The sequence below is a fragment of the Variovorax sp. PAMC26660 genome (assembly GCF_014302995.1).
Classification (GTDB): Bacteria; Pseudomonadota; Gammaproteobacteria; order Burkholderiales; family Burkholderiaceae_C; genus Variovorax.
The window spans coordinates 4,835,437-4,860,999 of the sequence record NZ_CP060295.1 but is presented as its reverse complement, the minus strand read 5'-3'; the positions used below and the strand labels follow the sequence as shown (position 1 = coordinate 4,860,999).

General features: G+C 65.6%; 25 protein-coding genes and 1 pseudogene. 12 read left to right on the top strand and 14 right to left on the bottom strand.

The features are described 5' to 3' along the window. Positions 1–5 precede the first annotated feature (5 nt). Genes H7F35_RS22890 through pncB form a run of 3 tightly spaced genes read right to left on the bottom strand, consistent with a single transcriptional unit; the run spans position 6 to position 3,666 of the window. The gene (locus H7F35_RS22890) at positions 6–992 is read right to left on the bottom strand and encodes a 2-hydroxyacid dehydrogenase (protein WP_187108866.1); all 987 of its coding nucleotides are present in this window, start codon (positions 990–992) and stop codon (positions 6–8) included. Positions 993–1,006: 14 nt separating this feature from the next. Continuing rightward, positions 1,007–2,419 carry a sodium:proton antiporter gene (locus tag H7F35_RS22885; RefSeq protein ID WP_187108865.1) on the bottom strand — a complete coding sequence of 471 codons (1,413 nt, stop codon included), beginning with the start codon at positions 2,417–2,419 and terminating at the stop codon, positions 1,007–1,009. A 26-nt stretch (positions 2,420–2,445) separates the two neighbouring features. Then, on the bottom strand, positions 2,446–3,666 hold the full coding sequence (gene pncB / locus H7F35_RS22880; RefSeq protein WP_187108864.1) for a nicotinate phosphoribosyltransferase: 1,221 nt from the start codon (positions 3,664–3,666) through the stop codon (positions 2,446–2,448). Between the two features lie 186 nt (positions 3,667–3,852). Here pncB and H7F35_RS22875 point away from each other — a divergent pair, with 186 nt between their 5' ends. Together H7F35_RS22875 and H7F35_RS22870 are read left to right on the top strand one after the other, a co-directional pair. Next, entirely contained in the window at positions 3,853–4,086 is a 234-nt protein-coding gene (locus H7F35_RS22875) for a CsbD family protein (protein WP_187108863.1), read from the top strand. Between the two features lie 64 nt (positions 4,087–4,150). Further along, positions 4,151–4,552: a hypothetical protein gene (locus H7F35_RS22870; protein WP_187108862.1), complete on the top strand. Its 402-nt coding sequence runs from the start codon at positions 4,151–4,153 to the stop codon at positions 4,550–4,552. Between the two features lie 60 nt (positions 4,553–4,612). On the opposite strand, the gene H7F35_RS22865 is transcribed toward H7F35_RS22870, so the two are convergent. Further along, positions 4,613–5,056 carry an acyl-CoA thioesterase gene (locus H7F35_RS22865; protein WP_187108861.1) on the bottom strand — a complete coding sequence of 148 codons (444 nt, stop codon included), beginning with the start codon at positions 5,054–5,056 and terminating at the stop codon, positions 4,613–4,615. Then, entirely contained in the window at positions 5,053–5,979 is a 927-nt protein-coding gene (locus H7F35_RS22860; RefSeq protein WP_187108860.1) for a histone deacetylase, read from the bottom strand. Before H7F35_RS22860 ends, H7F35_RS22865 begins: the two co-directional genes overlap by 4 nt. 181 nt (positions 5,980–6,160) lie before the next feature. Between H7F35_RS22860 and H7F35_RS22855 the strand changes: the two genes are divergently transcribed. Then, a complete protein-coding gene (locus H7F35_RS22855) occupies positions 6,161–6,712 on the top strand; it encodes a phasin family protein (RefSeq protein WP_187114379.1) in 552 nt (183 codons plus the stop codon). A 129-nt stretch (positions 6,713–6,841) separates the two neighbouring features. Then, positions 6,842–7,600 (top strand): 3-hydroxyacyl-CoA dehydrogenase, encoded by a 759-nt coding sequence (locus tag H7F35_RS22850; protein WP_187108859.1) that lies wholly within the window; start codon positions 6,842–6,844, stop codon positions 7,598–7,600. Here H7F35_RS22850 and H7F35_RS22845 read toward each other — a convergent pair. Next, positions 7,560–8,498 (bottom strand): YihY/virulence factor BrkB family protein, encoded by a 939-nt coding sequence (locus H7F35_RS22845; protein ID WP_187108858.1) that lies wholly within the window; start codon positions 8,496–8,498, stop codon positions 7,560–7,562. The two genes, H7F35_RS22850 and H7F35_RS22845, sit on opposite strands and share 41 nt — an antisense overlap. An 82-nt stretch (positions 8,499–8,580) precedes the next feature. Here H7F35_RS22845 and dnaG point away from each other — a divergent pair, with 82 nt between their 5' ends. After that, positions 8,581–10,590, top strand: a complete 2,010-nt coding sequence (gene dnaG, locus H7F35_RS22840; protein WP_187108857.1) for a DNA primase — start codon at positions 8,581–8,583, stop codon at positions 10,588–10,590. Between the two features lie 182 nt (positions 10,591–10,772). On the opposite strand, the gene H7F35_RS34855 is transcribed toward dnaG, so the two are convergent. Beyond that, the gene (locus H7F35_RS34855) at positions 10,773–11,045 is read right to left on the bottom strand and encodes a hypothetical protein (RefSeq protein ID WP_261803317.1); all 273 of its coding nucleotides are present in this window, start codon (positions 11,043–11,045) and stop codon (positions 10,773–10,775) included. Here H7F35_RS34855 and rpoD point away from each other — a divergent pair. The 4 genes from rpoD to sugE all read left to right on the top strand — a co-directional run bounded on the left by rpoD (position 11,038) and on the right by sugE (position 16,074). Next, on the top strand, positions 11,038–13,242 hold the full coding sequence (rpoD, locus tag H7F35_RS22835; RefSeq protein ID WP_261803316.1) for an RNA polymerase sigma factor RpoD: 2,205 nt from the start codon (positions 11,038–11,040) through the stop codon (positions 13,240–13,242). The genes H7F35_RS34855 and rpoD overlap by 8 nt on opposite strands. A 93-nt stretch (positions 13,243–13,335) precedes the next feature. After that, positions 13,336–14,571, top strand: a complete 1,236-nt coding sequence (locus H7F35_RS22830; protein WP_187108855.1) for a multidrug effflux MFS transporter — start codon at positions 13,336–13,338, stop codon at positions 14,569–14,571. A 26-nt stretch (positions 14,572–14,597) separates the two neighbouring features. Continuing rightward, on the top strand, positions 14,598–15,734 hold the full coding sequence (locus H7F35_RS22825; protein WP_187108854.1) for an HPP family protein: 1,137 nt from the start codon (positions 14,598–14,600) through the stop codon (positions 15,732–15,734). A gap of 19 nt (positions 15,735–15,753) precedes the next feature. Beyond that, positions 15,754–16,074 (top strand): quaternary ammonium compound efflux SMR transporter SugE, encoded by a 321-nt coding sequence (gene sugE / locus H7F35_RS22820; protein ID WP_187108853.1) that lies wholly within the window; start codon positions 15,754–15,756, stop codon positions 16,072–16,074. Between the two features lie 9 nt (positions 16,075–16,083). Here the strand turns inward: sugE and H7F35_RS22815 are convergent, their stop codons facing one another. The 3 genes from H7F35_RS22815 to H7F35_RS22805 are packed head-to-tail and all read right to left on the bottom strand — an operon-like array spanning position 16,084 to position 19,262. Further along, complete coding sequence (locus H7F35_RS22815; RefSeq protein ID WP_187108852.1) at positions 16,084–17,070, bottom strand: tripartite tricarboxylate transporter substrate binding protein; 987 nt, start codon at positions 17,068–17,070, stop codon at positions 16,084–16,086. Positions 17,071–17,109: 39 nt separating this feature from the next. Continuing rightward, positions 17,110–18,318: a CaiB/BaiF CoA transferase family protein gene (locus H7F35_RS22810; protein WP_187108851.1), complete on the bottom strand. Its 1,209-nt coding sequence runs from the start codon at positions 18,316–18,318 to the stop codon at positions 17,110–17,112. Next, positions 18,315–19,262 (bottom strand): hydroxymethylglutaryl-CoA lyase, encoded by a 948-nt coding sequence (locus tag H7F35_RS22805; protein WP_187108850.1) that lies wholly within the window; start codon positions 19,260–19,262, stop codon positions 18,315–18,317. The genes H7F35_RS22810 and H7F35_RS22805 overlap by 4 nt, the downstream gene beginning before the upstream one ends. A gap of 101 nt (positions 19,263–19,363) precedes the next feature. On the opposite strand from H7F35_RS22805, the gene H7F35_RS22800 reads away from it, so the two are divergent. The 3 genes and pseudogenes from H7F35_RS22800 to H7F35_RS22790 all read left to right on the top strand — a co-directional run bounded on the left by H7F35_RS22800 (position 19,364) and on the right by H7F35_RS22790 (position 22,048). Continuing rightward, on the top strand, positions 19,364–20,293 hold the full coding sequence (locus tag H7F35_RS22800; RefSeq protein ID WP_187108849.1) for a LysR family transcriptional regulator: 930 nt from the start codon (positions 19,364–19,366) through the stop codon (positions 20,291–20,293). Between the two features lie 118 nt (positions 20,294–20,411). Then, positions 20,412–21,314 (top strand): annotated as a pseudogene (locus H7F35_RS22795) (MBL fold metallo-hydrolase); the annotation flags it as partial. Beyond that, positions 21,308–22,048 carry a DsbA family protein gene (locus H7F35_RS22790; RefSeq protein ID WP_187108847.1) on the top strand — a complete coding sequence of 247 codons (741 nt, stop codon included), beginning with the start codon at positions 21,308–21,310 and terminating at the stop codon, positions 22,046–22,048. The pseudogene H7F35_RS22795 and the gene H7F35_RS22790, both read left to right, overlap by 7 nt. Positions 22,049–22,058: 10 nt before the next feature. On the opposite strand, the gene H7F35_RS22785 is transcribed toward H7F35_RS22790, so the two are convergent. From H7F35_RS22785 to H7F35_RS22770, 4 genes are read right to left on the bottom strand one after another with little or no spacing between them, the layout of a single operon-like run. Further along, positions 22,059–22,763 carry an ABC transporter ATP-binding protein gene (locus H7F35_RS22785; protein WP_187108846.1) on the bottom strand — a complete coding sequence of 235 codons (705 nt, stop codon included), beginning with the start codon at positions 22,761–22,763 and terminating at the stop codon, positions 22,059–22,061. Then, the gene (locus H7F35_RS22780; RefSeq protein WP_187108845.1) at positions 22,756–23,517 is read right to left on the bottom strand and encodes an ABC transporter ATP-binding protein; all 762 of its coding nucleotides are present in this window, start codon (positions 23,515–23,517) and stop codon (positions 22,756–22,758) included. The genes H7F35_RS22785 and H7F35_RS22780 overlap by 8 nt, the downstream gene beginning before the upstream one ends. Beyond that, positions 23,514–24,509: a branched-chain amino acid ABC transporter permease gene (locus tag H7F35_RS22775; protein ID WP_187108844.1), complete on the bottom strand. Its 996-nt coding sequence runs from the start codon at positions 24,507–24,509 to the stop codon at positions 23,514–23,516. The genes H7F35_RS22780 and H7F35_RS22775 overlap by 4 nt, the downstream gene beginning before the upstream one ends. Further along, the gene (locus tag H7F35_RS22770; protein WP_187108843.1) at positions 24,509–25,381 is read right to left on the bottom strand and encodes a branched-chain amino acid ABC transporter permease; all 873 of its coding nucleotides are present in this window, start codon (positions 25,379–25,381) and stop codon (positions 24,509–24,511) included. The genes H7F35_RS22775 and H7F35_RS22770 overlap by 1 nt, the downstream gene beginning before the upstream one ends. Positions 25,382–25,563: the final 182 nt, after the last annotated feature.

Here is a 25,563-nt window from a genome sequence, read left to right as displayed (position 1 = left end):
CTGTTTTACTTGTGAGCTGGCGGCACGGGTGTGACAGGCGTCAGCGGGCCCTTGCCGCCAAAGTACGCAATGAGGTTGTCGGCCGCGAGGTCGGCCATGGCGCGGCGCGTGGGCACGGTGGCACTGGCGATGTGCGGCGTCAGCACGACGTTCGGCACGGTCAGCAGGTCGGGATGGACCTTGGGCTCGCCCTCGAACACGTCGAGGCCCGCTGCGGCAATGCGCTTCTCGCGCAATGCAACAGCCAGTGCCGCGTCGTCGACGATGCCGCCGCGTGCGATGTTGATCAGCGTGGCGGTCGGCTTCATCAGCGCGATCTCGGCCGCGCCGATGGTGTGGTGCGAAGCCGGCGAGTAAGGCACCACCAGAACCACATGGTCGGCCGTCTTGAGCAGCTCGTCCTTGCTCACGTAGCTGGCCTTGCATTCGACCTCCAGCGTCGCATCGAGCCGCGAGCGGTTGTGATAGACCACCTTCATGCCAAAGCCATGCGCACCGCGCTTGGCAATGCCCTGCCCGATGCGGCCCATGCCGATGATGCCGAGCGTCGATCCGTGGATGTCGGAGCCCGCGAACATGTCGAAGCTCCACTTCTGCCACTTGCCCGCGCGCAGGAAATGTTCGCTTTCGGTGATGCGGCGCGCCGTGGCCATCAAGAGCGCGAAGCCGAAGTCGGCCGTGGTCTCGGTCAGCACGTCGGGCGCATTGGTGCCGAGCACGCCATGGGCGGCCATGGCATCGACGTCGAAGTTGTTGTAGCCCACCGCCATGTTGGCGCAGATCTTCAGGTCGGGGCAGGCGTCGAGCACCGCGGCGTCGATGCGCTCGCTGCCGGTGGTGAAGGCGCCCTGCTTGCCTTTCAGCTTGGCGATCAGCTGCTCCTTGCTCCAGCTTTCGTCGGCCTGGTTCGACTCGATCTCGAAGTACTGCGAAAGGCGCTCGATGGTTTCAGGAAAGATCGCGCGTGCGACCAGGATCTTTGGCTTGCTCATGATGTTGTCTGCGCTCAACGGAAGAAGATGAAGGTAGAGATGACGAACAGCGGAACCAGAATGGCCACCGACCACGCCATGTAGCCGAAGAAGCTGGGCATGCGAACGCCGCGGCTTTCCGCAATGGCCTTGACCATGAGGTTGGGCGCGTTGCCGATGTAGGTGTTCGCGCCCATGAACACGGCGCCCGCCGAAATGGCGGCCAGCGTGCTGGCGTAGGTGGTCATCAGCGCGACCGGGTCGCCGCCCGCCGTGTTGAAGAACACCAGGTAGGTCGGCGCGTTGTCGAGGAACGAACTGAGCACGCCGGTGGCCCAGAAGTACATCGCCGGATCGGGCTGGCCGTCGGCACGCGTCACGGCCGAGACGATGGCACCGAACGGCCCCTGCGTGCCGGCCTTGAGCATCGCGATCACCGGGATGATGGTCAGGAAGATACCTGCGAACAGCTTGGCCACCTCGGCCATCGGGCCCCACTCGAACTTGTTGTCCGCGTGCACCTTGGGCGAGGTGAGCTTGAAGGAAATCACCGCGATCAGCGCCAGCCCCACGTCGCGCACCAGCCCCGGCAGGCCGACCTCGGTGCCGAACACGTCGAACTGCACCGGAGACTTCCAGAAACCGCTGAGCAGCACCAGCGCCACCACCGCGCCCAGCAGCCAGAAATTGGCGGCGCCGTCGAAGCCGATACCCGGCGTGTCCGGCGTCGGGTCGACCGGCAGCACGCCGTCCTTGCGGTAGTAGTGGCGGTCGATCGCATAGAACAGCGCCAGCAGCACGGCAAGGATGAAGATCGTTTCGGGCAGGATGTTCTGCACGGTCCAGAAAAAGCTGACGCCCTTCAGGAAGCCGAGGAACAGTGGCGGATCGCCCAACGGGGTGAGAGAGCCGCCGGCATTCGACACGATGAAGATGAAGAACACGATCACGTGCACTTTGTGCGTGCGGTTGTCGTTGGCGCGAATCAGCGGCCGTATCAGCAGCATCGAGGCGCCCGTGGTGCCCATGAAGCTTGCGAGCACCGCACCGATTGCCAGGATCGCCGTATTGAGGCCGGGCGCTCCGTGCAGGTTGCCGCGGATATGGATGCCCCCCGCCACCGTGAACAGCGCCGTCAACAGGATGATGAACGGGATGTACTCGGCCACCAGCGCATGCACGAGCTGCGCACCCGTCAGCCCGAAACCATAGGTTGCCGCAAAAGGAAGCAGGAACGCCAGCGTCCAGGCCGCGGATATCTTGCCGTAGTGGTGATGCCAGAAGGAAGGCGTGAGCAGCGGCAGCAACGCGATCGACAGCAGGATGCCGGCAAAGGGAACACCCCAGAGCGGCGAGAGCTGGGCACCGTCGAAGTCGGCGGCCGAGGCCAGGGCGGGAAAGAGCATGGGCAGCACCGCGGCTGCTGTGAGTCGGAGGGTTTTGTTCATGGGTGCCGTACCGTACCAGACCGAGGTCAGGCGGCCGGCTGCTCGATCTCGAACACCTGGCGCAGGTAGGCCAGGTATTTTTCGTCGTCGCACATGTTCTTGGACGGCGTGTCCGACAGCTTGGCCACCGGCTGGTCGTTGCAGTGGATCATCTTGATGACGATCTGCAGCGGCTCGTAACCCAGGTCATTGGTGAGGTTGGTGCCGATGCCGAAGGCCAGCTGGCAACGGCCACGGAACTGCTGGTACAGCTCGATGGTGCGCGGCACTGTCAGGCCGTCGCTGAAGATCAGTGTCTTGGTGAGCGGATCGACCCGGTTGGCGATGTAGTGCGCCAGCATGCGTTCGCCCCACTGGAAAGGGTCGCCGCTGTCGTGGCGGGCACCGTCGAAGAGCTTGCAGAAGTACAGGTCGAAGTCGCGCAGGAAAGCATTCATGCCGTACACGTCGGACAGCGCGATGCCCAGGTCGCCGCGGTACTCGCGCGCCCAGCTCTCGAAGCCGAAGATCTGGCTGTCGCGCAGCCGCGGGCCCAGCGCCTGGCAAGCCTGCAGGTATTCGTGCGCCATGGTGCCCAGCGGGATCAGGCCCAGCTTCATGGCGTACAGCACGTTGCTGGTGCCAGCGAGCTGCGGCAGCCGCGCGCCGGGCACGGCATGCGCAGGCGGCGAGGTCACGGCGCCCAACCGGGCATTCAGGGTGCGCAGGACCTCTTCATGCCAGTCCTTGGAGAAGCGGCGGCGCGTGCCGTAGTCGGCGATCTTCAGGTCGGACAGGCCGGAGTCCTGCAACTGCGCGATCTTGGTTTCGAGACGGCGACGGCCTTCCTCGACATCGGGCTTCTTCTGCGTATTGCGGAAGTACACCTCGTTGACGATCGCCAGCACCGGGATCTCGAACAGGATGGTGTGCAGCCACGGCCCCTTGATGCGGATTTCAAGTTCGCCCGAGGGCTGGGGAATGACGTTGATGTACTTCTCGTTGAGCCGGAAGAGCCCGAGGAAGTCGACGAAGTCGCTCTTGATGAAGCGCATGGACCGCAGGTAGGCCAGCTCGGCATCGCGGAACTGCAGCGAACACAGGCTGCGGAGCTCGTCGCGGATCTGGCCCGCGAACTGCGCCAGGTCGACGCCGGGGTTGCGGCACTTGAAGCGGTACTCGACCCGGGCGCCCGGGAAGTGATGCAGAACGACCTGCATCATCGTGAACTTGTAGAGGTCGGTGTCGAGCAGGCTGTGAATGATCATGGTGCTGTACGCGATGCGGTGCGGTGTCTCAAACTTTCGGCGTCGCATCGATTATCACGGGGCGCGTCGGCCTGTGCCTACGGGGCCTGCCCAGCACGTCCTACCGTGAGGGTGAATTCATGCGGCGACATTGATTTCACGGCGGCACACACAGCCCGCCGAATCAACTTCTCAAAGGAGATTCGCATGAACAAGGACACCATTGAAGGCAACTGGAAGCAGCTCAAGGGCAAGGTCAAGGAGCAATGGGGCAAGCTGACGGATGACGACTTCGACGTCATCGCCGGCAAGCGCGACCAGCTGCTCGGCCGCATCCAGGAACGCCACGGCATCAGCCGCGACGAAGCCGAAAAGCAGGTCAAGGACTGGGAAGGCCGCGACGGCCGCACGCCCGACGCACTCTGGTTCGAAAAGTCCTGATTCAGGCCGGTCACCTCGACCGCCTCGTACCCCCAATTTCAATCACCTCGAAGGAAAAACTCCAATGAAAAAACATCTGCTCATGCTCGCCCTCGCCTCCACCTGTTTCGTTGCCACGCAAGCCAGCGCGATGACCAAGGACGAATACAAGGTCGCCAAGGAAAAGATCGAAGCCGACTACAAGGTCGCGAAGGCGCAGTGCGACACGCTGAAAGACAACGCCAAGGACGTCTGCCAGAAGGACGCCAAGGGCAAGGAAGACGTCGCCAAGGCAGAGCTGGAGCAGCAATACCAGCCGAGCGACAGCCACGCCCGCAAGGTGGCTGAAGAAAAAGTGAAGGCCACTTATGAAGTCGCGAAGGAAAAGTGCGACGACCAGACCGGCGCTGCCAAGGACGCTTGCGTGAAGCAGGCCAAGGCCGATGAAGCGCAAGGCAAGGCCGACATCAAGGCCATGAAGAAGTAATCCTCTCGGCTTGGCCGATGACAAAAGACAGCGGCGCCCTCGGGCGCCGTTTTTATTGGGTCAGACCTTCAAGGAGTCGATGACTTGCTGCAAGGCCTCGGGCAGTTGCACCGGCCGCTGCGTGACGCGGTCCACATAGACATGCACGAAGTGGCCCTGTGCGGCCGCAGTTTCGGCGCCCTCTGCAAATAGCGCGATTTCATAGCGCACGCTCGACCGGCCAGCCTGGGCCACCCGGATGCCCGCTTCCACCGTCTGCGGGAACGTGATCGGCGCGAAGTAGTTGCACTGCGTCTCGACCACGAAGCCGATGGCCTGGCCTTGGTGGATGTCGAGCGCGCCGCGCTCGATCAGCAGCGCATTCACCGCCGTGTCGAACCAGCTGTAGTAGACGACGTTGTTGACGTGGCCGTACATGTCGTTGTCGGCCCAGCGCGTCGGGATGCTGCGGAACGCGCGGTAGCTGTTTCGGTGGTGCGGCGTGGGTTTGGTGGCGGTGCTCATCGCGCGGCATTTTGCCAGCGGCGCCAATACTCGAAGGCCACCTTGAAGGTGCCGACCTGTACTTGCACGGTCTCGGCGATGTCGCTGGCGTAGCCGCCGGCCATGGCAAAGGCGAGCGGCAGGCGGCGCTGCCAGGCCCAGTCGAACACGCGACGGTCGCGCGCCTCCAGGCCGTCGAAGCTCAGCTTGAGGCGGCCCAGGCGGTCGCGCTCGAAGGGGTCGGCGCCTGCGAGGTAGATCACGAGGCCGGGGGAAAAGCGGCGATCCAGTTCGTCGAGGGCGTGTTCCAGCGCGCAGAGGTAGTCGGCGTCACCGCAGCCGTCGGGCAACTCGACATCGAGGTCGCTCGCCTCCTTGCGGAAGGGGAAGTTCTTCTGTCCGTGCATCGACAGCGTGAACACGCTGGGGTCATCGCGAAAGATGCTGGCCGTGCCGTTGCCCTGGTGTACGTCGAGGTCGATCACGGCGACCTTGAGCTGCTGGCCCATGCGGCCGTGCTCCGCCTGCATCAGGCGCGCGGCCACCGCGGCGTCGTTGAAGACGCAGAATCCGCTGCCCTTGTCGGCGTAGGCGTGATGGGTGCCGCCCGCCATGTTGGCGGACACGCCGCCAGAGAAGGCGGCCCTGCAGGCCGCGATGGTGGCGCCGGTGGAGCGGCGCGAGCGCTCGACCATCGCCTCGCTCCAGGGAAAGCCTATTTCACGCATCGCCTGCGGGCTCACGCTGCCGTCGCTGATAGCCGCGATCCATTGGGACGTGTGCACCAGTGCGAGTTCGCCATCGGTGGCTCGCGGCGCCTGGTCCATATCGACGGCCGGCAGCTGTTCGAGCAGGCGATCGCGCAGCAAGGCGTAGCGCGACATGGGAAAGCGGTGCCCGGGTGGCAGGGGCAACACGAACTGGCCGGAATAGAAGGCACGCATGCCCGCATTCTGCGATGCGGGTCCGATTTAGAAGGCGGCCTCTAGATTGCTGCAGGGCAGCAAAAACCCCTTGATCGCAAAACTGAGCTGCCTATACTTGAGGCCATGCTGCACCGCAACATGAACGACGAGGCAGCGCAACGTGAACCGACCGCTCAATCATCCCTTCTGGAGATCTCACATGGCCCTGACCGCTGACCAAATCCTCGCCGCTCAAAAAGCAAACCTCGAAACCCTGTTCGGCCTGACCACCAAGGCTTTCGAAGGCGTCGAGAAGCTTGTCGAACTGAACGTGACCGCTTCCAAGGCCGCTCTGTCTGAAGCCGCCGGCACCGCCCAGGCAGCCCTGAGCGTCAAGGACGCACAAGAACTGCTGACGCTGCAAGCCAGCCTGTTCCAGCCCCTGGCCGAAAAGACCGCTGCCTACAGCCGTCACCTGTACGACATCGCCCAAGGCACCAGCGCCGAGTTCTCCAAGGCCTTCGAAGCCAAGGCCGCTGAAGCCCAACAAGCCTTCGTCGGCCTCGTCGACAGCGCTTCCAAGAACGCACCCGCCGGTTCGGAAACCGCCGTTGCCGTTCTGAAGAGCGCCGTGGCTGCCGCCAACAACGCTTTCGAATCGGTTCAAAAGGCCGTCAAGCAAGCGTCGGATGTCGCCGAAGCCAACTTCAATGCCGTGTCGACGCAAGCCGTTGCCGCCGCAAAGACCGCGACCGCTTCGCGCAAGCGCTAAGCTGCCGACCACCACCAGTTGTCTCCTTGGGTCCTCACGGATCCAATTCAGGGCCTCGTCTTCGGACGAGGCCTTTTTTTGTCCAAAATCCGTCTTCGATAATGCGTGTCTCATCTCAGGAGACTTTCAATGCAGATCGACGGCAAGGTTTTTATCGTGACCGGTGGCGCTTCGGGCCTCGGCGAAGGCGCGGCGCGCATGCTGGCTGCGAACGGCGGCAAGGTGGTGATCGCCGACATGCAGGCTGAAAAGGGCGAAGCCGTCGCACGCGACATTGGCGGCGTGTTCGTCAAGTGCGACGTGAGCCAGGAGGCCGACGGCCAAGCGGCTGTTGCCGCCGCGCAAAAGCTCGGCAAGCTGGCCGGCCTGATCAACTGCGCCGGCATCGCCCCGGCCGAAAAGACCGTGGGCAAGAACGGCCCGCACGCACTGGCCGTGTTCAGCAAGACCGTCACGGTCAACCTGATCGGCAGCTTCAACATGATCCGTCTGGCGGCCGACGCGATGAGCAAGAACGAGCCTGAAGCCACCGGCGAACGCGGCGTGCTGATCTCGACCGCCTCGGTCGCGGCCTACGACGGCCAGATCGGCCAGGCCGCCTACAGCGCCTCAAAGGGCGGCGTGGTCGGCATGACGCTGCCCATTGCCCGCGACCTCGCGCGCAACGGCATCCGCAACATGACCATCGCGCCCGGCATCTTCGGCACGCCCATGCTGTTCGGCATGCCGCAGGAAGTGCAGGACGCGCTGGCCGCCAGCGTGCCCTTCCCGTCGCGCCTGGGCACGCCCGAGGACTACGCCAAGCTCGCCAAGCACATCATCGAGAACGACATGCTCAACGGCGAAGTCATCCGCCTTGACGGAGCGATCCGACTGCCTCCCCGTTGACAGCGGGTTGCTGCGGCGGCTTCGTGCTGCCGGTGCGGTCCAGGCGCTCGTACTGTGCGATCACCTGGGCCCCCAGCAGCACGAGCGTGGCCGCGATTTCCAGGCTCAGCAGCACCACAATGGCCGTGGTGAGCGAGCCATAGACCACGTTGACCTGCGACAGCGTCGAGAAATACCAGATCAGCACGCGCCGCGTGGCCTCCCACAGCAGCGCGGCCGTGATGCCACCCAACAGCGCGTGGCGCAGCGACATCCGGCCGGCGGGCATCACGAGGTAGAGCGAGGTCAGCATGAAAATCTCGCCGCCCAGCCCCAGCAGGTAGAGCAGCAGGCCCGAAACGCCCGACAGCGACCAGCTGCGGCCCAGCAGGTCGACACTCTCCCGCCCCACCAGTTGCAGCGCGCCCGACACCAGCGTGACCAGCAACAGCCCCACGCACAGGCACAGGATGTAGATGTAGGGCATGGCCACCGACACCAGGAAGTGGCGCTTGTGATCGGCCTTGCGGTGATGAAAGATCACCGCCATCGCGCTTTCGAGCACGCTGAAGGCCAGCGAGCTGAAAAAGATCATCGTCACCAGCAGCACCGGCCCCAGCACGTCGCGGTGGTCCAGAAAGCTCGACAACTCGGCCACGATGGCCTTCGACTGCCCCGGCAGCAGCCACTCGAGATACCGGCCAATGGTGCGCAGCAGCTCGGCCTGTTCGATGACGTGCGACAGCGCGATCACACTCACGATCAGCAGCGGCACGATGGACAGCAAGGCGTAGTACGCCACCGCGCCCGCGAGCAGCAGCCCCTGGTTGGCGCGAAATTCCTTGAGCGCATCCCAGACAAATCGGAGCGGGTGGCGCAGCATCGGCGCGGCGTGTTGCAGGGGTTTGGGCGTCTTCATTCGTGGATTCCGGTCGCGGTCAGTATGCCGTCGGCCCGCAGGCGTTCAGCAGCATGCGTATGATTTGCCGCTCTTCGCCTACATGACCATCCCCGCTTCATTCATCCAGGAACTCATCGCGCGCGCCGATGTGGTCGAAATCGTCGGCCGCTATGTGCAGCTCAAGAAGGCCGGCGCCAACTTCATGGGCCTGTGCCCGTTCCACGGCGAGAAATCGCCCTCCTTCTCCGTCAGCCCGACGAAACAGTTCTATCACTGCTTCGGGTGCGGGGTGCATGGCAACGCCATCGGCTTTCTGATGGAACACGCGGGCATGGGCTTCGTCGAGGCGGTGCACGACCTTGCCGGCCAGTACGGTCTTCAAGTGCCAGAAGATGACGCTTCGCCCGCCGAGCGCGCCCGCGCCGCCAGCCAGCGCCAGAAGCAAGCCACGCTGAGCGACGTGCTCGAAAAGGCGGGCGACGCCTATCGCAAGCATCTGCGGCAGGCGCCCGGTGCCATCGAATACCTGAAGGGCCGAGGTGTTTCGGGCGAAGTGGCCAAGCAGTTCGGCATCGGCTATGCGCCGGCCGGCTGGCGCGCGCTGGCCAGCGTGTTCCCCGACTACGACGATCCGCTGCTCGCCGAAAGCGGGCTGGTGATCGTCAACAACGAGGAAGGCCAGCTCAGCGAGAGCGAGGCCAAGCGCTACGACCGCTTCCGCGACCGCGTGATGTTCCCCATCCGCAACGTCAAGGGCGAATGCATCGGCTTCGGCGGACGCGTGCTCGGCGACGAGAAGCCCAAATACCTGAATTCGCCCGAAACGCCCGTGTTCAGCAAGGGGCGGGAGCTCTACGGCCTGTACGAAGCCCGTTCTGCTTTCCGCGACCGCGGCTATGCACTGGTGACCGAGGGCTACATGGACGTGGTCGCCCTCGCCCAGCTCGGCTTTCCGAACGCGGTGGCCACGCTCGGCACGGCCTGCACGACGGAGCACGTGCAAAAGCTCTTCCGCTTCACCGAATCGGTGGTGTTCAGCTTCGACGGCGATGCCGCCGGCCGGCGTGCCGCGCGCAAGGCGCTCGATGGCGCCCTGCCCTATGCCACCGACGTGCGCAGCATCAAGTTTCTGTTCCTGCCGGCCGAGCACGACCCCGACAGCTTCATCCGCGAACACGGTGCAGAGGCCTTCGCACGCTTCGTGACCGAGGCCACGCCGCTGTCGCGCTTCATGCTCGAAGCCGCCCGCGAAGGCTGCGACCTGACCTCCGCCGAGGGCCGCGCGCACATGACCAGCAACGTGCGCCCGCTCTGGGGCGCCATGCCCGACGGCGCGCTCAAGCGCCAGTTGCTGAGCGAGATCGCGACCATGGTGCAACTCGATGCGCCGGCGCTGTCGGAGCTATGGGCCTCCACGCCCGGTCCGCGCAAGGCGGCCGCACCTGCACAACAGCAGCCGCGCCACAGCGAACCCGGCCATGGTGGGGGCGACGACTACTACCCGGACATGCCGCCGCCGCAAGATTACGAGCCGCAGCGCTATGAAAGTAATAGCGCACCACGCAAGTTCGTCAAAGGCAAGGGCAAGCGCTGGGGCGGAAAGTTCGAAGAACCCATCGAACCGCTGCGCGGCCGTGGCAAGCCGCCGAGCCGGCCCGACGTGGCGGTGCGGCTGCTGCTGTCGAACATGGCGCAGTGGGACGCGCTGTCGCACGAACTCCATCTGATGTTGTGCGACCTGCCCGGGTCGCACGGCGCACTGTTCACGTGGCTCGACAGCCAGTTGCACGAGCATGGCGTCCAGCCTTGGGCGGCGCTGCGCGAAGGCATGCGCGGGCTGGATTTCGAGGCATTGGCCGAGCGGCTGATGAACATCTCCGAAGCTGGCCCCGTTCCCGAAGGCGAGGAAGAGCAGCACTTGGCCGACGCCGCCAAGGAACTCACCAGCGTGCTCGACTTCATGCTGGACGACCGCCTCAAGGCCCAGCAAAGCGAGGCCATCGCCGCCGTCGGCAAGGACCCCAAGGCCCTGGAACGCTACAAGGCGCTCGAGGCGCGGCGGCTCGAATTGCGCAACCGCCTGCGGCCGTCCGGTACAGAAACTGCTTGAAATTTCCGCAACACGCTATAATGTAGGGCTTTGCAACTGGCGAAATCCAGGCAAGAGCGACAGCAGCACCTCCGGGCCGACCCCTAGCGCAACGCACTCCAACGGTAAATTCCTGCGGAAAGGGTCAATAACCGCAAGGACTGCATACCAAATGTTCGCCCGACATCTTGCCTGTTGAGGAATTACTTCCTCTTTCCCAATTGTTTTGTCCGTGCCTGTGCACGGGCTGTGGTGGCGTTGTCCAAAGGATGACGCGCCTGTGATCCCGCTTGTTCTTTCTTGCCGTAACGAGGTCGTATGCCCAGTTCAAAGAAGCCTGCCATTTCACTTGCCAAAAGCGTCGCCACCAAGCCCGCAACAGAAAAACCGTTGAAAGCCGGCGCGAAGCCAGCAAATAAGACGGGTGCCGCCGCGTCCAAACCGGCAGCCGTAACGAAAGTGAAAACCGTGCCCACGAAATCGACCTCTCTCGACGATCCCAAAAAAGCTGCCGCCAAGACGGTTGCTGCCGTCCCCGCCGCCAAGAAAGTCGGCCGCCCGCCCAAGGCCGCCGGCGCAGCCGCGCCCGCCACCGGTGCCAAGCGCGGCCGCAAGCCCAAGGCCGGCAATGACGCTCCCGAGAGCGACGTCGATCTGTCGGACATCGAAGAAGACCTGGCCGGCGACGAGCCGGCGGTCGCCACGACCACCGAAGAGAAGGTCAAGCCGCTGCGCATGAAGATCAGCAAGGCGAAGGAACGCGCCTTGATGAAGGAGTTCGGCCTCGACGAGACCGTGCTCTCCGAAGAAGACCTGGCCAAGCGCCGCTCGCGCCTGAAGACGCTGATCACGCTGGGCAAGACCCGTGGCTACCTCACGCACGGCGAAATTTCCGACCACTTGCCCGACAAGCTGGTCGACGCCGAGACCATGGAAGTCGTGGTCACCATGCTCAACGACATGGGCGTGGCGGTGTACGAGCAGACGCCCGACGCCGAAACCCTGTTGCTGAACAACACCGCGCCCACCGCCACCACGGTGGAAGAAGCCGAGGAAGAAGCCGAAGCGGCCCTGTCCACGGTGGACAGCGAATTCGGCCGCACCACCGACCCGGTCCGCATGTACATGCGCGAAATGGGCACGGTCGAGCTGCTGACGCGCGAAGGCGAAATTGAAATCGCCAAGCGCATCGAAGGCGGCCTGATGGCCATGATGGAAGCCATCTCGGCTTCCCCCGCCACCATCGCCGCGATCCTCGAAATGGCCGCAACGATTCGTGAAGGCAAGGTTGTCATCTCGACCATCGTCGACGGCTTCTCGAACCCCAACGAGGCCGACGACTACGTGGCCGAAGAAGACTTCGACGAATTCGACGAAGAAGACGACGACGACGGCAAGGGCGGCTCCAAGGCGCTCACCAAGAAGCTCGAAGAACTCAAGCGCGAAGCGCTCGATCGTTTCGACCGCATCGCCGGCATGTTCGAGAAGATCCACAAGATCTACGAGAAGGAAGGCTACGGCACACCGGCGTACGCCAAGGCCCAGCAGGCCGTGTCCGACGAGCTGATGACCATCCGCTTCACGGCCAAGACCATCGAGAAGCTGTGCGACCTGGTGCGCACGCAGGTCGACGACGTGCGCAAGAAGGAACGCGAACTGCGCCGCATCATCGTGGACAAGTGCGGCTTCCCGCAGGACGAGTTCATCCGCGACTTCAGCGGCTACGACAAGAACGGCAACCGTATCGCGTCGAACCTGCTGAACCTGAAGTGGGTCGAGAAGCAGGCCGCCGCCGGCAAGCCCTGGAGCGCCGTGCTCGCCCGCAACATTCCGCCGGTGCAGGAACTGCAGCAACGCCTGACCGACATCCAGTCGCGCGTGGTGGTGCCGCTCACGCAGCTCAAGGACATCAACAAGCGCATGAACGAAGGCGAATCGTCTTCGCGTGACGCCAAGAAGGAAATGATCGAGGCCAACCTGCGCCTCGTGATCTCCATCGCCAAGAAGTACACCAACCGCGGCCTGCAGTTCCTGGACTTGATCCAGGAAGGCAACATCGGCCTGATGAAGGCGGTCGACAAGTTCGAATACCGCCGCGGCTACAAGTTCTCGACCTACGCCACGTGGTGGATCCGCCAGGCCATCACCCGCTCGATCGCCGACCAGGCCCGCACCATCCGTATCCCGGTGCACATGATCGAGACGATCAACAAGATGAACCGCATTTCGCGCCAGCATCTGCAGGAGTTCGGCTTCGAGCCCGACGCCGGCATCCTGGCCGCGAAGATGGAGATTCCTGAAGACAAGATCCGCAAGATCATGAAGATCGCGAAAGAGCCGATCTCCATGGAAACGCCGATCGGCGACGACGACGATTCGCACCTGGGCGACTTCATCGAGGACAGCAGCAACACGGCGCCTATCGAAGCCGCGATGCAGGCTGGCCTGCGCGACGTGGTCAAGGACATCCTGGACTCGCTCACGCCGCGCGAAGCCAAGGTGCTGCGCATGCGCTTCGGCATCGAAATGTCGACCGACCACACGCTGGAAGAAGTCGGCAAGCAGTTCGACGTGACCCGCGAACGCATCCGCCAGATCGAAGCGAAGGCACTGCGCAAACTCAAGCATCCGTCGCGTTCGGACAAACTGCGCAGCTTTATTGATACGCTCTAAGCCGGTCTCCCGGTATTTCTCTGACGAGGAGGCGCCCGCAAGGGCGCTTTCTTTTTGGGCCTCGACGATAAAAACAATGGAGCACACGACCTCATGAATCCCGATGCAGACAAGCTCTGGCAAGCCCCGCGCTGGGCCCTTGCCGTGTTGCTGGCGGTGCTGGGCATGCTCGGGCCCTTCTCCATCGACACCTACATCCCGGCGTTCTCGGGCATCGCGCGCTCCATCGGCGCGACGCCGGCCGAGATGCAGCAGACGCTCTCGGCCTACCTGTTCGGCTTCGCGTTCATGAACCTGTTCCACGGTGCGCTGTCGGACAGCTTCGGCCGCCGGCCGGTGGTGCTGTGGGGGCTGGCGGTGTTCACGCTGGCCTCGCTGGGCTGCGCGCTGTCGCAGAACATCACGCAACTGGTGTTGTTCCGTGGCCTGCAGGGCCTGTCGACCGGCGCCGGCATCGTGGTTTCGCGCGCGGTCATCCGCGACATGTTCCCGCCGGCCGAAGCGCAACGCGTGATGAGCCAGGTCACGATCTACTTCGGGGTGGCGCCTGCCATCGCGCCCATCGTGGGCGGCTTCCTGTTCGTGCATGCGGGCTGGCATGCGATTTTCTGGTTCCTGGTGGCGGTGGGCGTGGTGCTGTTCGTTGCCAACTACAAGCTGCTGCCCGAAACGCTGCACAAGGACCATCGCCAGCCGTTCCAGGTGCGCCACCTGATGCGCGGCTACCGTGAGCTGTGCTCCGACCCGCGTTTCCTGCTGCTGGCTTTCGCCAGCGGCGTGCCCTTCAACGGCATGTTCCTCTACGTGCTGGCGGCACCGGCCTTCCTGGGCGACCACCTCGCGCTGCAGCCGCAGCAGTTCTTCTGGTTCTTCCTGCTGACCATCGGCGGCATCATGCTCGGCGCGCGCGCCAGCGGGCGCATGGCCGGCAAGGTGGCGCCGAAGCGGCAGATACGCGACGGTTTTCTCATCATGCTGGTGACCTCGGTGGTCAACGTGGTGGCCAACACCTTCTTCCAGGCGCATGTGGCGTGGGCGCTGTGGCCGCTCGCGGTGTTCGCCTTCGGCTGGGCACTGATGGTGCCGGTGGTCACGCTGCTGGTGCTCGACCTGCACCCCGAGCGGCGCGGCATGGCCTCGTCGCTGCAGGCCGTGATCGGCTCCACCGCCAACGGCGTGGTGGCCGGCGCGATCGCGCCGCTGGTGATGCACTCGACGCTCGCGCTCGCGCTCACTTCCACGCTGATGCTGGTCATCGGCCTGGTCGCCTGGGTCTGGCTGCATGACCGCTGGCCCGACATCGGGCGCGGGGTGGCCACCGAAGGCTGAGGCACCGAAAGACAAAGGGTCGTTCGATGCGCCTGGCTTCTTCGCTCCTGACCTATGCGCGCGCCTGGCTGCCGGGCCGCACGACCGTCGATGCCCGCGAGCGCCTGCGTGCCGTGGGTGGCGCAGCACTCGGACTGCTGGTCACCGCGCTGCTGTGCCGCTGGATGGCCGGCGCGCTGGGCCACAACGCCATCTGGCTGATCGCACCGCTGGGCGCCAGCGCTGTGCTGGTGTTCGCGGTGCCTGCCAGCCCGCTGGCCCAGCCCTGGTCGGTCATCGGTGGCAACACGCTGTCGGCGCTGGTCGGCATTGCCTGCGCGAACTGGATTCCCGATCCGGCCTGGGCTGCCGCCGTTGCGGTCGGCGGCGCCATCGGCCTGATGTTCGCGGCGCGCTGCCTGCACCCGCCCGGCGGCGCGGCCGCGTTGCTCGCGGTGCTGACGCACACGACACACTTCTCGTCGGCGCTGTTCCCCTTCCTCACGAACTCGGTGTTGCTGGTGCTCGTGGGCGTGGCCTACAACTCGCTCACCGGCCGGCGCTATCCGCATGTGCAAGTGGCGCGCCCACCGGCCGCCGACGCCCGCTTCAGCCAGGCCGACATCGACGCGGTGCTGAGCCGCTACAACCAGGTGCTGGACATCAGCCGCGACGACCTCGAATCGCTGATCCAGCAGACCGAGCTGGAGTCGTACAAGCGGCGCCTGGGCACGCTGCATTGCGCCGACATCATGTCGGGCCAGCCCGTTTCGGTGGAGTTCGGCACGCCGCTGCAGGAAGCGTGGGCGCTGATGCACGCGCGCCGCATCAAGGCCCTGCCGGTGACCGACTGCACGCGCCGCGTGGTCGGCATCGTCACGCAGGCCGACTTCTTCCGCCAGCTCGACCTGCAGCACCACGAAGGCATTGCGGGCCGACTGCGCGATCTGATTCGCGCCACCCGCACCGTGGTCTCGAACAAGCCCGAGGTGGTCGGCCAGATCATGACGCGCCAGGTGCGCGTGGCCAGCGCCGACCGACCTGTGGTCGAGCTGGTGCCGCTGTTCTCCGAAGGCGGCCATCACCATATCCCCATCATCGACAGTGAGAAGCGGCTCACCGGCATGATCACGCAGTCGGATTTCGTGCGCGCCCTCTACCGTGCCGTGCGGCCGGAGATGTGAAACTTTTCAAGGAGCGCTCATGGCGTGGGTTGTCTTGTTCTTCGCGGGCCTGCTCGAAATCGGCTGGGCCATCGGCCTCAAGTACACCGAAGGGTTCACCAAACTCTGGCCATCGGTCGGCACCGCCATCTCGATGGTGCTCAGCGTGATCCTGCTGGGCTGGGCGATGCGCTCGCTGCCCGTGGGCACGGCCTACGCGGTGTGGACCGGCATCGGTGCCGTGGGCACGGTGATCCTGGGCATCGTGCTGTTTCACGAGCCGGCCAACGCGGCGCGGCTGGTCTGCGTGGGACTCATCGTCGCGGGCATCCTGGGACTCAAGCTCACGAGCCAGGGCTGAGCCCTCGCATCACTCCAGGACCACGTTCGCCTTCTTCACCAGCGCCGCATAGCGTGCTGCCTCGCTGCGAAAGTAGCTGACCGCCTGCCCGGGTGACGTGGGCTTGATGATGTTGCCCTGCTTGTCCATGGCCTCGCGCACGTCGGCACTGGTGAAGGCCGCGACCACCGCGTCGTGGACGCGCTGCACATCGGCCGCCTGCATCTTCGGCGGCCCGATCACCGCGAACCAGCCTTCGATGCTGTAGTTCGGCAAGCCTTGCTCGGCGATGGTCGGAATGTCGGGTGCCGCAGGCGAGCGCGCCGGCCCGCACAGGCCGATGGCGCGCAGCGCACCGCTCCTGATGTGCTGCTGCACGGCCGGCAGCGCGACCACGCCGATCTCGACCTGCCCCGCGATCATGTCGGTCACCATCGGACCGGTGCCCTTGTAGGGAATGTGCCGCGCCTTCACACCGGCTTCGTCCATGAACATCTCGCCCGCCAGGTGGATGATCGTGCCGTTGCCCGACGAGGCGTAGTTGTAGCCCTCGGGCTTCGCGCGCAGCAACGCGACCAGCTCCTTCACATTCTTCGCGGGCAGCTTCGGGTTCACCACCAGCACCAGCGGCGTCGCGCCCACCACGCTGATCGGCGTGACGTCGTTGATCGCGTCGAAGGGCATCTTCTTGAACACTGCCGGGTTGATGACGTGGTTGTTCGACACCATGCCCAGCGTGAGCCCGTCGGGCGCGGCCTTGACGATGGCCGCGGCGCCGGTGATGCCGCCCGCGCCCGGCAGGTTCTCGATCACCACTGGCTGGCCGAAGGCCTTGCCGAGCGCGACCGATGCGGCGCGCACAATGGTATCGACGCCCGAGCCGGCGCTGATCGGCAGGATGAATCGGATGGGTTTGTCGGAGCCCTGCGCGAGCGCGGGACATGCCGCCAGCGCGGCGGCGGCGGCGCCGAAGCCCAGGGCGGTGCGGCGGTTCATCGTGGGAAGAATCCGGGTCATTGTGTTGTCTCTCTTTATGGTTTTGAAGAATCTCTGCGCTCAGCCCACGGCCGCATCGGCGTGCAGCGCGTTCACCTGCTCGTCGGCATAGCCAAGCTCGGCCAGCAGTTCGCGGGTGTGCTCACCCAGCGTCGGTGGATTCAGGCGCACGCCCAGGCGCTGCCCGTCGAGCGTGATCGGGAACAGGGTTGTCTGCGCCATCTGGCCGGCGCGCTCGCCGTCCGGCAGGCGGATGTCCGCCAGCCCGCCGGTGGCCTTCAGGTGTGGATCGTCGTAGAGGTCTTCGGGCCGGGTGATCGGCGCGAAGGGCAAGCCGTGCGCCTCGAAGATGGCGGACAGCTCCGCCGCCGAGCGGTCGGCGAGCCGCAGCCGCAGGTCCGCCAGCAGCGTGGGCCGCAGGCGCACCCGGTCGTTGTTGGTGCCCAGGGCGGCATCGGTCTTCAGGTCGTTGAAACCCATTGCGTCGCAGAACACCTTCCACTGCGCGTCGCTCACCGCGGCCAGGAAGATCTGCTCGCCGTCTTTCACGGTGAACACGTCGTACAGCGCCCAGGCCGAGATGCGTTCGGGCATCGGTGCCGCCGCCTGCCCGGTGATGGCGTACTGCATCATGTGCTGGCCGACCAGGAACACGTTGTTCTCGAACAGCGCCGACTGAACCTCCTGCCCCTTGCCCGTCTCGCCGCGCTGCATCAGCGCGGCGATGGCACCGATGGCGCCGAACATGCCGCCCATGATGTCGTTCACGCTCGTGCCCGCGCGCAGCGGATCGCCTGGGCGGCCGGTCATGTAGGCGAGCCCGCCCATCATCTGCACCACCTCGTCGAGCGCGGTGCGGTGCTCATAGGGGCCGGGCAGGAAGCCCGTATGGTTCACGTACACCAGGCGCGGGTTGAGCCTGCCGAGTGCGGCGTAGCCCAGGCCGTACTTGTCCATGGTCCCGGGTCGGAAGTTCTGCGCCACCACATCGGCGGTGGCGCACAGGCGCAGTGCCGCTTCGAGCCCCCGCGGGTTGCGCAGGTCGAGCGCAATGCTCTTCTTGTTGCGGTTGAACATCGGAAAGAAACCCGCGCCCGCGCCCAGCAGGTGCCGCGTGCGGTCGCCCTCGATCGGCTCGACCTTGATGACTTCAGCCCCCAGGTCCGCGAGCACCATGCCGCAGGTCGGGCCCATGACCATGTGAGTGAACTCGATGACACGGATGCCGGCGAGCGGCAGGCGCCTTTCTTCGGTGGACGCCGCGCTCATGCCACCACTCCAGTCGTGGGCACGAAGGTCTTCGGGAAGCCCGCTCGCCACACGGTGCCCTGCAGGGTCTCGCCGTCCAGCCAACCGGCCACGCGCTGGCGCAGTTCGAGCAGCCCGGGCAAATCGACGCCGGTCGCGACGCCCATGCTTTCGAGCATGAAGACCAGGTCTTCCGTGTCGACATTGCCGCTGGCTCCGGGGGCATGCGGGCAGCCGCCGATGCCCGCCAGGCAGGCGTCGAAGCGCGCGATGCCGACCTCCAGCGCGGCATAGACATTGGCGAGGCCCAGCCCGCGCGTGTCGTGGAAGTGGCCGCACCAGAGGCGGTCGCCCGCGATGCGCAACGCGCGCTCGAACAGGCTGCGAACCATCGCGGGATCTGCATAGCCGACGGTGTCGGCAAGGCTGACGCGATCGGCCCCCGCATCGAGCAAGGCCTGCATCAGCCGCAACGCCTCGCCCGGCGCGACATGGCCCTGGATCGTGCAGCCGAAGGCAGTGCCGACACCGCCTTCGATCAGCGTCTTCGAGCCGGCCGCGTCGCGCGCAGCCCGGATGCGGCCGACCTCGGCCACCACCTCGTCGGGCGTCTTGCGCAGGTTGGCAAGGCTGTGCGCGTGGCTGGCCGACAGGGGCACGACCATCAAGTCGGCCTCGCCGTCGATCGCCCGCAGCGCGCCCTTCAGGTTGGGCACCAGCACCGACGCGAAAAGACCTGGCAGCGTCTTCGCATACGCCAGCAGTTCGGCGGTGTCCGCCAGTTGCGGCAGCAGGCGCGCCGGCACGAAGGAGCCGACCTCGATCTCGCGCTGGCCCGCCGCGTGCGCGTCGCGGATCCATTCGAGCTTGTGCGCTGTGGGCAGGGTCCGCGCGATGCTCTGGAGGCCATCGCGCAGCCCCACTTCGCGGACGACCGCGCGGAGCGGCAGGAAGGCGTGAATCAAGACTTTGTCTCCGTCGTGAGGGGTACGGCGCCGATATTAGAAGTTCCGATTCGACCTAGAAGGTACATTTCGGAAGCCATTTGCTTCCCAAACGGAACATCATGCGAGACCTCGACCTGACCACCCTGCGCCTGTTCGTCTCCGTCTGCGAAACCCGCAGCATCGCGCGGGCCGGCGAACAGGCCAGCATCGTGGGCTCGGCGATCAGCAAGCGCCTCGCCCAGCTCGAAGACACCGTCGGCACGCCGCTCCTGCTGCGCAAGCGCCGCGGCGTGATGCCGACGCCAGCCGGCGAGACGCTGCTGGAACACGCACGCGCGATGCTCGGCAGCGCGAACCGCATCGAGCGCGACATGGCCTCCTATGCCGGCGGCGCGCGCGGGCATGTGCGCATCCTGGCTTCGGCCTCCGTCATGGCCGAATCGCTGGCCGAGGACGTGGCCGACTTCCTGAAGAACCCTGCGCACCGCGACATCCGCGTCGACATGGAAGAGCGCGTCAGCCCCGAGATCGTGCGCGGCATCCGCGAGGGCAGCGCCTCCATCGGCCTGTGCTGGGACGCCGCCGACCTGGAAGGGCTGGAGCGGCGCGACTACCGCTCGGACCACCTGGCCATCGTCTCGCACCCGACGCACCCCGTGGCCCGCCACGCGCAGGTGCGCTTCGAGGAAGTGCTCGGCCACGAGTTCGTCGGCATGCCCGCGCTGAGCGCCGTGCAGCTGATGCTGGCACGCGAGGCGGCCGTCGCGGGCAAGCCGCTGGTGTACCGCGTGCTGGTGTCCAACTTCGACGCGGCGCTGCGCGTGGTGCGCGCCGGGCTCGCGATCAGCGTGGTGCCTGCGGAAGTTGCACGGCCCTTTACCGATGCCTTCGGGCTGCGATTGATGCCATTGACCGACGCCTGGGCGCGCCGGCGATTTGCGATCTGCTTTCGCGGCGAAGCGACGCTGTCGCCGTCGGCGCAGTTGCTGGTGGCACACCTCGAGCGCTGCGCCACGGACCGGCTTGCAGAGGGGCCGCATCGCACGTGATTCGACCGAAAACAGAAACGATCCATTGCATCAGAGGTGGTTTTTGTTTCGTTTCAGGAAATCTAACATTCGGTCTGTTCGTGCTGTCACGCATTCCATCCTTCAACGAAAGCCCGCCATGTTCCGCAGAGCCCTGATTTCCGCCGCCGCCCTCGCCACCACGCTGAGCCTCGCCCCCTTGGCCGTTCAGGCTGCCCAGGCCACCGAACCGCTCAAGCTCGACGTGTACAACCCTGGCGCCAAGTCGATGTTCCCGGTGTCGTCCGAGCTGGTCACCGGCCAGACCGACGCGGTGCTGATCGACGCGCAGTTCCAGCGCAACGACGCCGAGGCGCTGGTGCAGAAGATCAAGGCCAGCGGCAAGAAGCTGACCACGGTCTACATCAGCCACAGCGACCCTGATTACTACTTCGGCCTCGACGTGATCCAGGCCGCCTTCCCCGACGCGAAGATCGTCGCCACGCCGCAAACCGTGGCCGCCATCCAGGCCTCGAAAGACGGCAAGCTCGCACACTGGGGCCCGATCCTCAAGGACAACGCGCCCAAGGCGCTGGTCGTGCCGCAGCCGCTGGCCGGCGACAGCCTGACGCTCGAAGGCCGCAAGATCCAGATCGTCGGACTCGACAGCCCCACGCCCGAGCGCACCTTCGCGTGGATTCCGTCGATCAAGGCCGTGGTCGGCGGCATCCCCGTGTCGGCCAACATCCATGTGTGGGTGGCCGACACGCAAACGCCCGAATCGCGCCGCGACTGGATCAAGACGCTGGGCCGCATCGAAGCCCTGCACCCCAAGACCGTGGTGCCCGGCCACTATCTGCCGAACGCCAACGGCTCGGCGCCGTACACGGTCGCATCGGTGAAGTTCACGCGCGACTACCTGAAGGCCTTCGAGGTGGAAGCGCACAAGGCCAAGGACTCGGCCGCGCTCATCGCCGCGATGAAGAAGCGCTACCCGAAGCTGGAAGACGCCTCGTCGCTCGAGTTGGGCGCCAAGGTCATCAAGGGAGAAATGAAGTGGCCGCAGTGAACGACACCGCGAACGCGGTCACGCTGCACTACATCTTCGATCCGCTGTGCGGCTGGTGCTATGCGGCCGCGCCGCTGGTCGAAGCGGCACGCGGCGTGCCGGGCCTGAAGGTCGCGTTCCACGGCGGCGGCATGATGACCGGCGCCAACCGCCGCGCGATCACGCCGCAGTGGCGCGAATACGTGATGCCGCACGACCGCCGCATCGCCGAAATGACGGGCCAGCCCTTCGGCGAAGGCTACTTCGAGGGGCTGCTGCGCGACACGGGCGCGGTGATGGACTCCGAACCGCCGACCACCGCCATCCTCGCGGCGGAGACGCTGCGTGCGGGCGGTGGCCTGGACATGGCGCATCGCCTGCAGCGCGCGCACTATGTCGAAGGTCGCCGCATCGCCGATGCGGATGTGATCGTGGCACTGGCCGTCGAACTCGGCTTCGATGCCGAGGCCTTCGCTGCTTCGTTCAAGCAACTATCGGGCGAAGCGACCACAAAGCACATCGCCGAAAGCCGCCAGTTCCTGCAACGCGCGGGCGGCCAGGGCTTCCCGACCTTCGTGCTGACGCAGGCCGACGGCAATGCGGGGCGCGTCGACATCGGCCCCTGGCTGGGCCGGGCGGAGGAATGGAAGGCGAAGTTGGCCGAGTTCGTCGGGCCATCGCAGGCGGTGGCCACGGCAAGCGCCGATGCAACGCCGCCGATGTGCGGCCCCGACGGCTGCGCGATCTGAAGGCTTCTTCCTAGCGCGCCACGCCCAGCAGTCGGTCGAGCACCTCGGGCTGCGTGCGCAGCACCGCCGCCTTGTCGGTGTGCACGATGGTCCCGTGGTCCAGCACCACCGCTTCGTCGGAGATCGCAAGAATCGCCTGCGGGTGCTGCTCCACGATGATCGCGGCCAGCCCTTCGTCCTGCGTGATGCGGCGGATGGCGCGCAGCAGCTCTTCCACGATGATCGGCGCCAGCCCTTCGAGCGGTTCGTCGAGCAGCAGCAGCTTCGGATTCAGCACCAGCGCGCGGCCCACGGCCAGCATCTGCTGTTCGCCGCCCGAGAGCTGCGTGCCCAGGTTGGTCTTGCGTTCGGCCAGGCGCGGGAACATCTCGTAGACGCGCTGCGGATTCCACTTTCCTGGCCGCTCCACCGCCGTCAGGTTCTCGTGCACCGTGAGCGACTTGAAGATGTTGCGCTCCTGCGGCACCCAGCCGATGCCGGCCGTGGCGCGCTGGTGCGGCGCCAGCTTGTGCAAGGCCTGCCCACCGAGCGAGATGGTTCCGCCGTGCTGGCGCGTGGCGCCCGCCAGCGTGTTGATCAACGTGGTCTTGCCGGTGCCGTTGCGGCCCAGCAGCGCCAGCGTCTGGCCTTCGCCGAGCGTGAAGGCCACGTCGTGCAGCACCACGGCTTCGCCGTAGCCGGCGCTCAGGTTCTCGATGCGCAGCAGTTCAGACATGGGCGTTTTCTCCGTGGCCCAGATAGACCTCTTTGACCTTCGGATCGTTGGCGATGGTTTCGGGGTCGCCCTCGGTCAGCAGCGTGCCGTTGACCAGCACCGTCATTCGCGTGGCGAAACTGAATACCAGGTCCATGTCGTGTTCGATCAGCAGCACCGACACGTCGGCCGGCAATGCGGCCACGGTCTGCAGCAGCTCTTCGCGCTCGCCGGCCGGCACACCCGCAACAGGTTCGTCGAGCAGCAGCACGCGCGGCTCGCAGGCCAATGCAATCGCGATCTCGAGCAGCCGACGCTTGCCGTAGGCCAGATGCTTGACCTGCTGCTTCGCCACATCGCTCAGATGGAACTGTTCGAGCAGCTGCGTCGCACGCTCGGCCACTGCCGTGCTGGCGCCGAGCGGCCGCCACCATTGCGCACCGATGCCCTGGTGTTGCGACACCACGAGCGCCAGCGTTTCCAGCGGCGTCATCGAGTCGAACAACTGGTTGATCTGGAAGGTGCGCACCAGCCCGCGCGCCACACGCTTGTGCGGCGCCAGGTTCGTGATGTCCTCGCCGAGCAGCGTGATGCGGCCTTCGCTCGGCGTGAGCACGCCGGTCAGCTGGTTGATGAGCGTGGTCTTGCCCGCGCCGTTGGGACCGATCAGCGCATGGCGTGCGCCGCGCTTGAGGTCCATCGTCACGTTGTTGGTGGCCGTGATGCCGCCGAAGCGCATCACCAGCCCGTGGGTCGAGAGAACGGTGTCGGTCATGCCGCACCGCCCTTCTTCTTGCCGGCACCGAACCATGTCCAGGGCTTGAACAGCCGTTCGCGCCCCACGAGCACCAGCAGCACCAGGATCAGGCCGATCCAGAACATCCAGTACTGTGGCGTCACGGCCGACAGCCAGGTCTGCAGCAGCTTGAACACGATGGCACCGGCCACGCCGCCATAGAGCCAGCCCACGCCACCGATCACCAGCATCAGCAGCACGTCGGCCGAGCGGTCGAAGGCCAGCACGTCGAGCGAGGCGAAGCCGGTGGTCTGCGCCAGCAGCGCACCCGCGGCACCGGCCACGCCGGCCGCGATGGTGTAGACCGTCGCGAGCCGCGACACCACCGGAATGCCGATGGCCATGGCGCGCAGGCGGTTGTCGCGAATCGCCTTGAGCGTGGCACCGAACGGCGAATGCACCAGCCGGCGCATCAGCAGGAACAGCACCAGCATCACGGCCAGCGAATACCAGGCGGCCGTGCGGCCGTAGAGGTCGAAGTCGAACAGGCCGAGCACCGGCCCCATCACCACGCCCTGCAGGCCATCGGCACCGCCGGTGAGCCAGTCGAGCTTGTTGGCGAGTTCAAGCAGCAGCAGTGCGGTGCCGAGCGTGACCATCAGCCGCGTGAGGTCGCTGCCGCGCAGGATCGTCACGCTGGCAATCAGGCCCAGCACAGCCGAGAGCACCGTCGCCACCACCAGGCCCACGGTCGGGTCGGGCATGACGAGCTTGGCGAACAGCGCCGCCGCGTACGCGCCGAAACCGAAGAAGGCGGCGTGGCCCAGCGACACGATGCCGGTGTAGCCAAGGATCAGGTCGAGCGACATCGCGAACAGCGCGACGATGGCGATTTCATTGACCAGCAGCGAATGCGAAGGCATGACGAGCGGCAGCGCGAAGGCTGCGGCCCAGACCACGAATTCGAGCGGGCGCCAGCGCGCCTTGCGCAGGAGGGCCGACTGGAAGTCGGCAGCGGAAGGTGCGCTCATCAGCGGCCTCCTTTGCGCGTGAACAGACCTTGCGGCCGCCACATCAGGATCAGGATCATCAGCAGGTAAACCGTGAAGGCGCCCATCTTCGGAATGAAATACTTGCCCGCCACGTCGGCAATGCCGAGCAGCAGCGCGGCCGCGAGCGGCCCGGTGATCGACGAAGTGCCGCCGACCGAGACCACGATCAGGAAATAGATCATGTACTTGAGCGGGAAGGTCGGGTCGAGCCCGAGAATTTCCGCGCCCAGCGCACCGCCCAGGCCCGCGAGGCCCGAGCCCACGGCGAAGGTCAGCAGGAAAACGATGTTGACGTTGATGCCCAGGCCTGCCGCCACGCGCGGATCGTCGACCGCAGCGCGCAGCCTGCTGCCAAAGCGGGTCTTCGACAGGATGAGCTGCAACACCACCGTGAGCACCGCGCACACGCCGATGATGAACAGGCGGTAGTGCCCCATGCCCAGCATGAAAGCGCCGTCGCCGAACTCGCTGCGCCCACGCAGCCATTCAGGCAACTGCACGTTCTGCTGCGACGAACCCACGAAGTAGTCGATGGCGGCCACCGCCATGAAAGCAAGGCCGATGGAAAAGAGCACCTGGTCCAGATGCGACTTGCCGTACATCGGCCGGTAGAGCGTGCGTTCGAGCAGCGCCCCGGCCAATCCGACGACGATGAACGCGAGTGGCAGGCAGGCCAGGAACGGCAGGCCCAGCTTCTGCATCGCGAACACCGTGAGATAGCCGCCAGCCATGGCGAAGGCGCCGTGTGCGAGGTTGATGAAGTTCATCAACCCGAGCGTCACGGCGAGCCCCACGGCGAGCACGAAGAGCAGCATGCCGTAGGCGATGCCGTCGAAAAGAATGGTCAACATATCAGTGGTTCGTCAGGCTGCTGCATGGGTCGTTTGGAGTGCTGCTGTTCGGGGCGAGTGCGAATGACACCAGGAGCTCCCCTCCGCGAATGTCCCCCGCTTCGCTCCTCCTTTATTTCGCTGCGGGGAGCACCTGGTGTCATTCGCACATGGACGCGCCGCTGGTGTATCGCCGATCAACC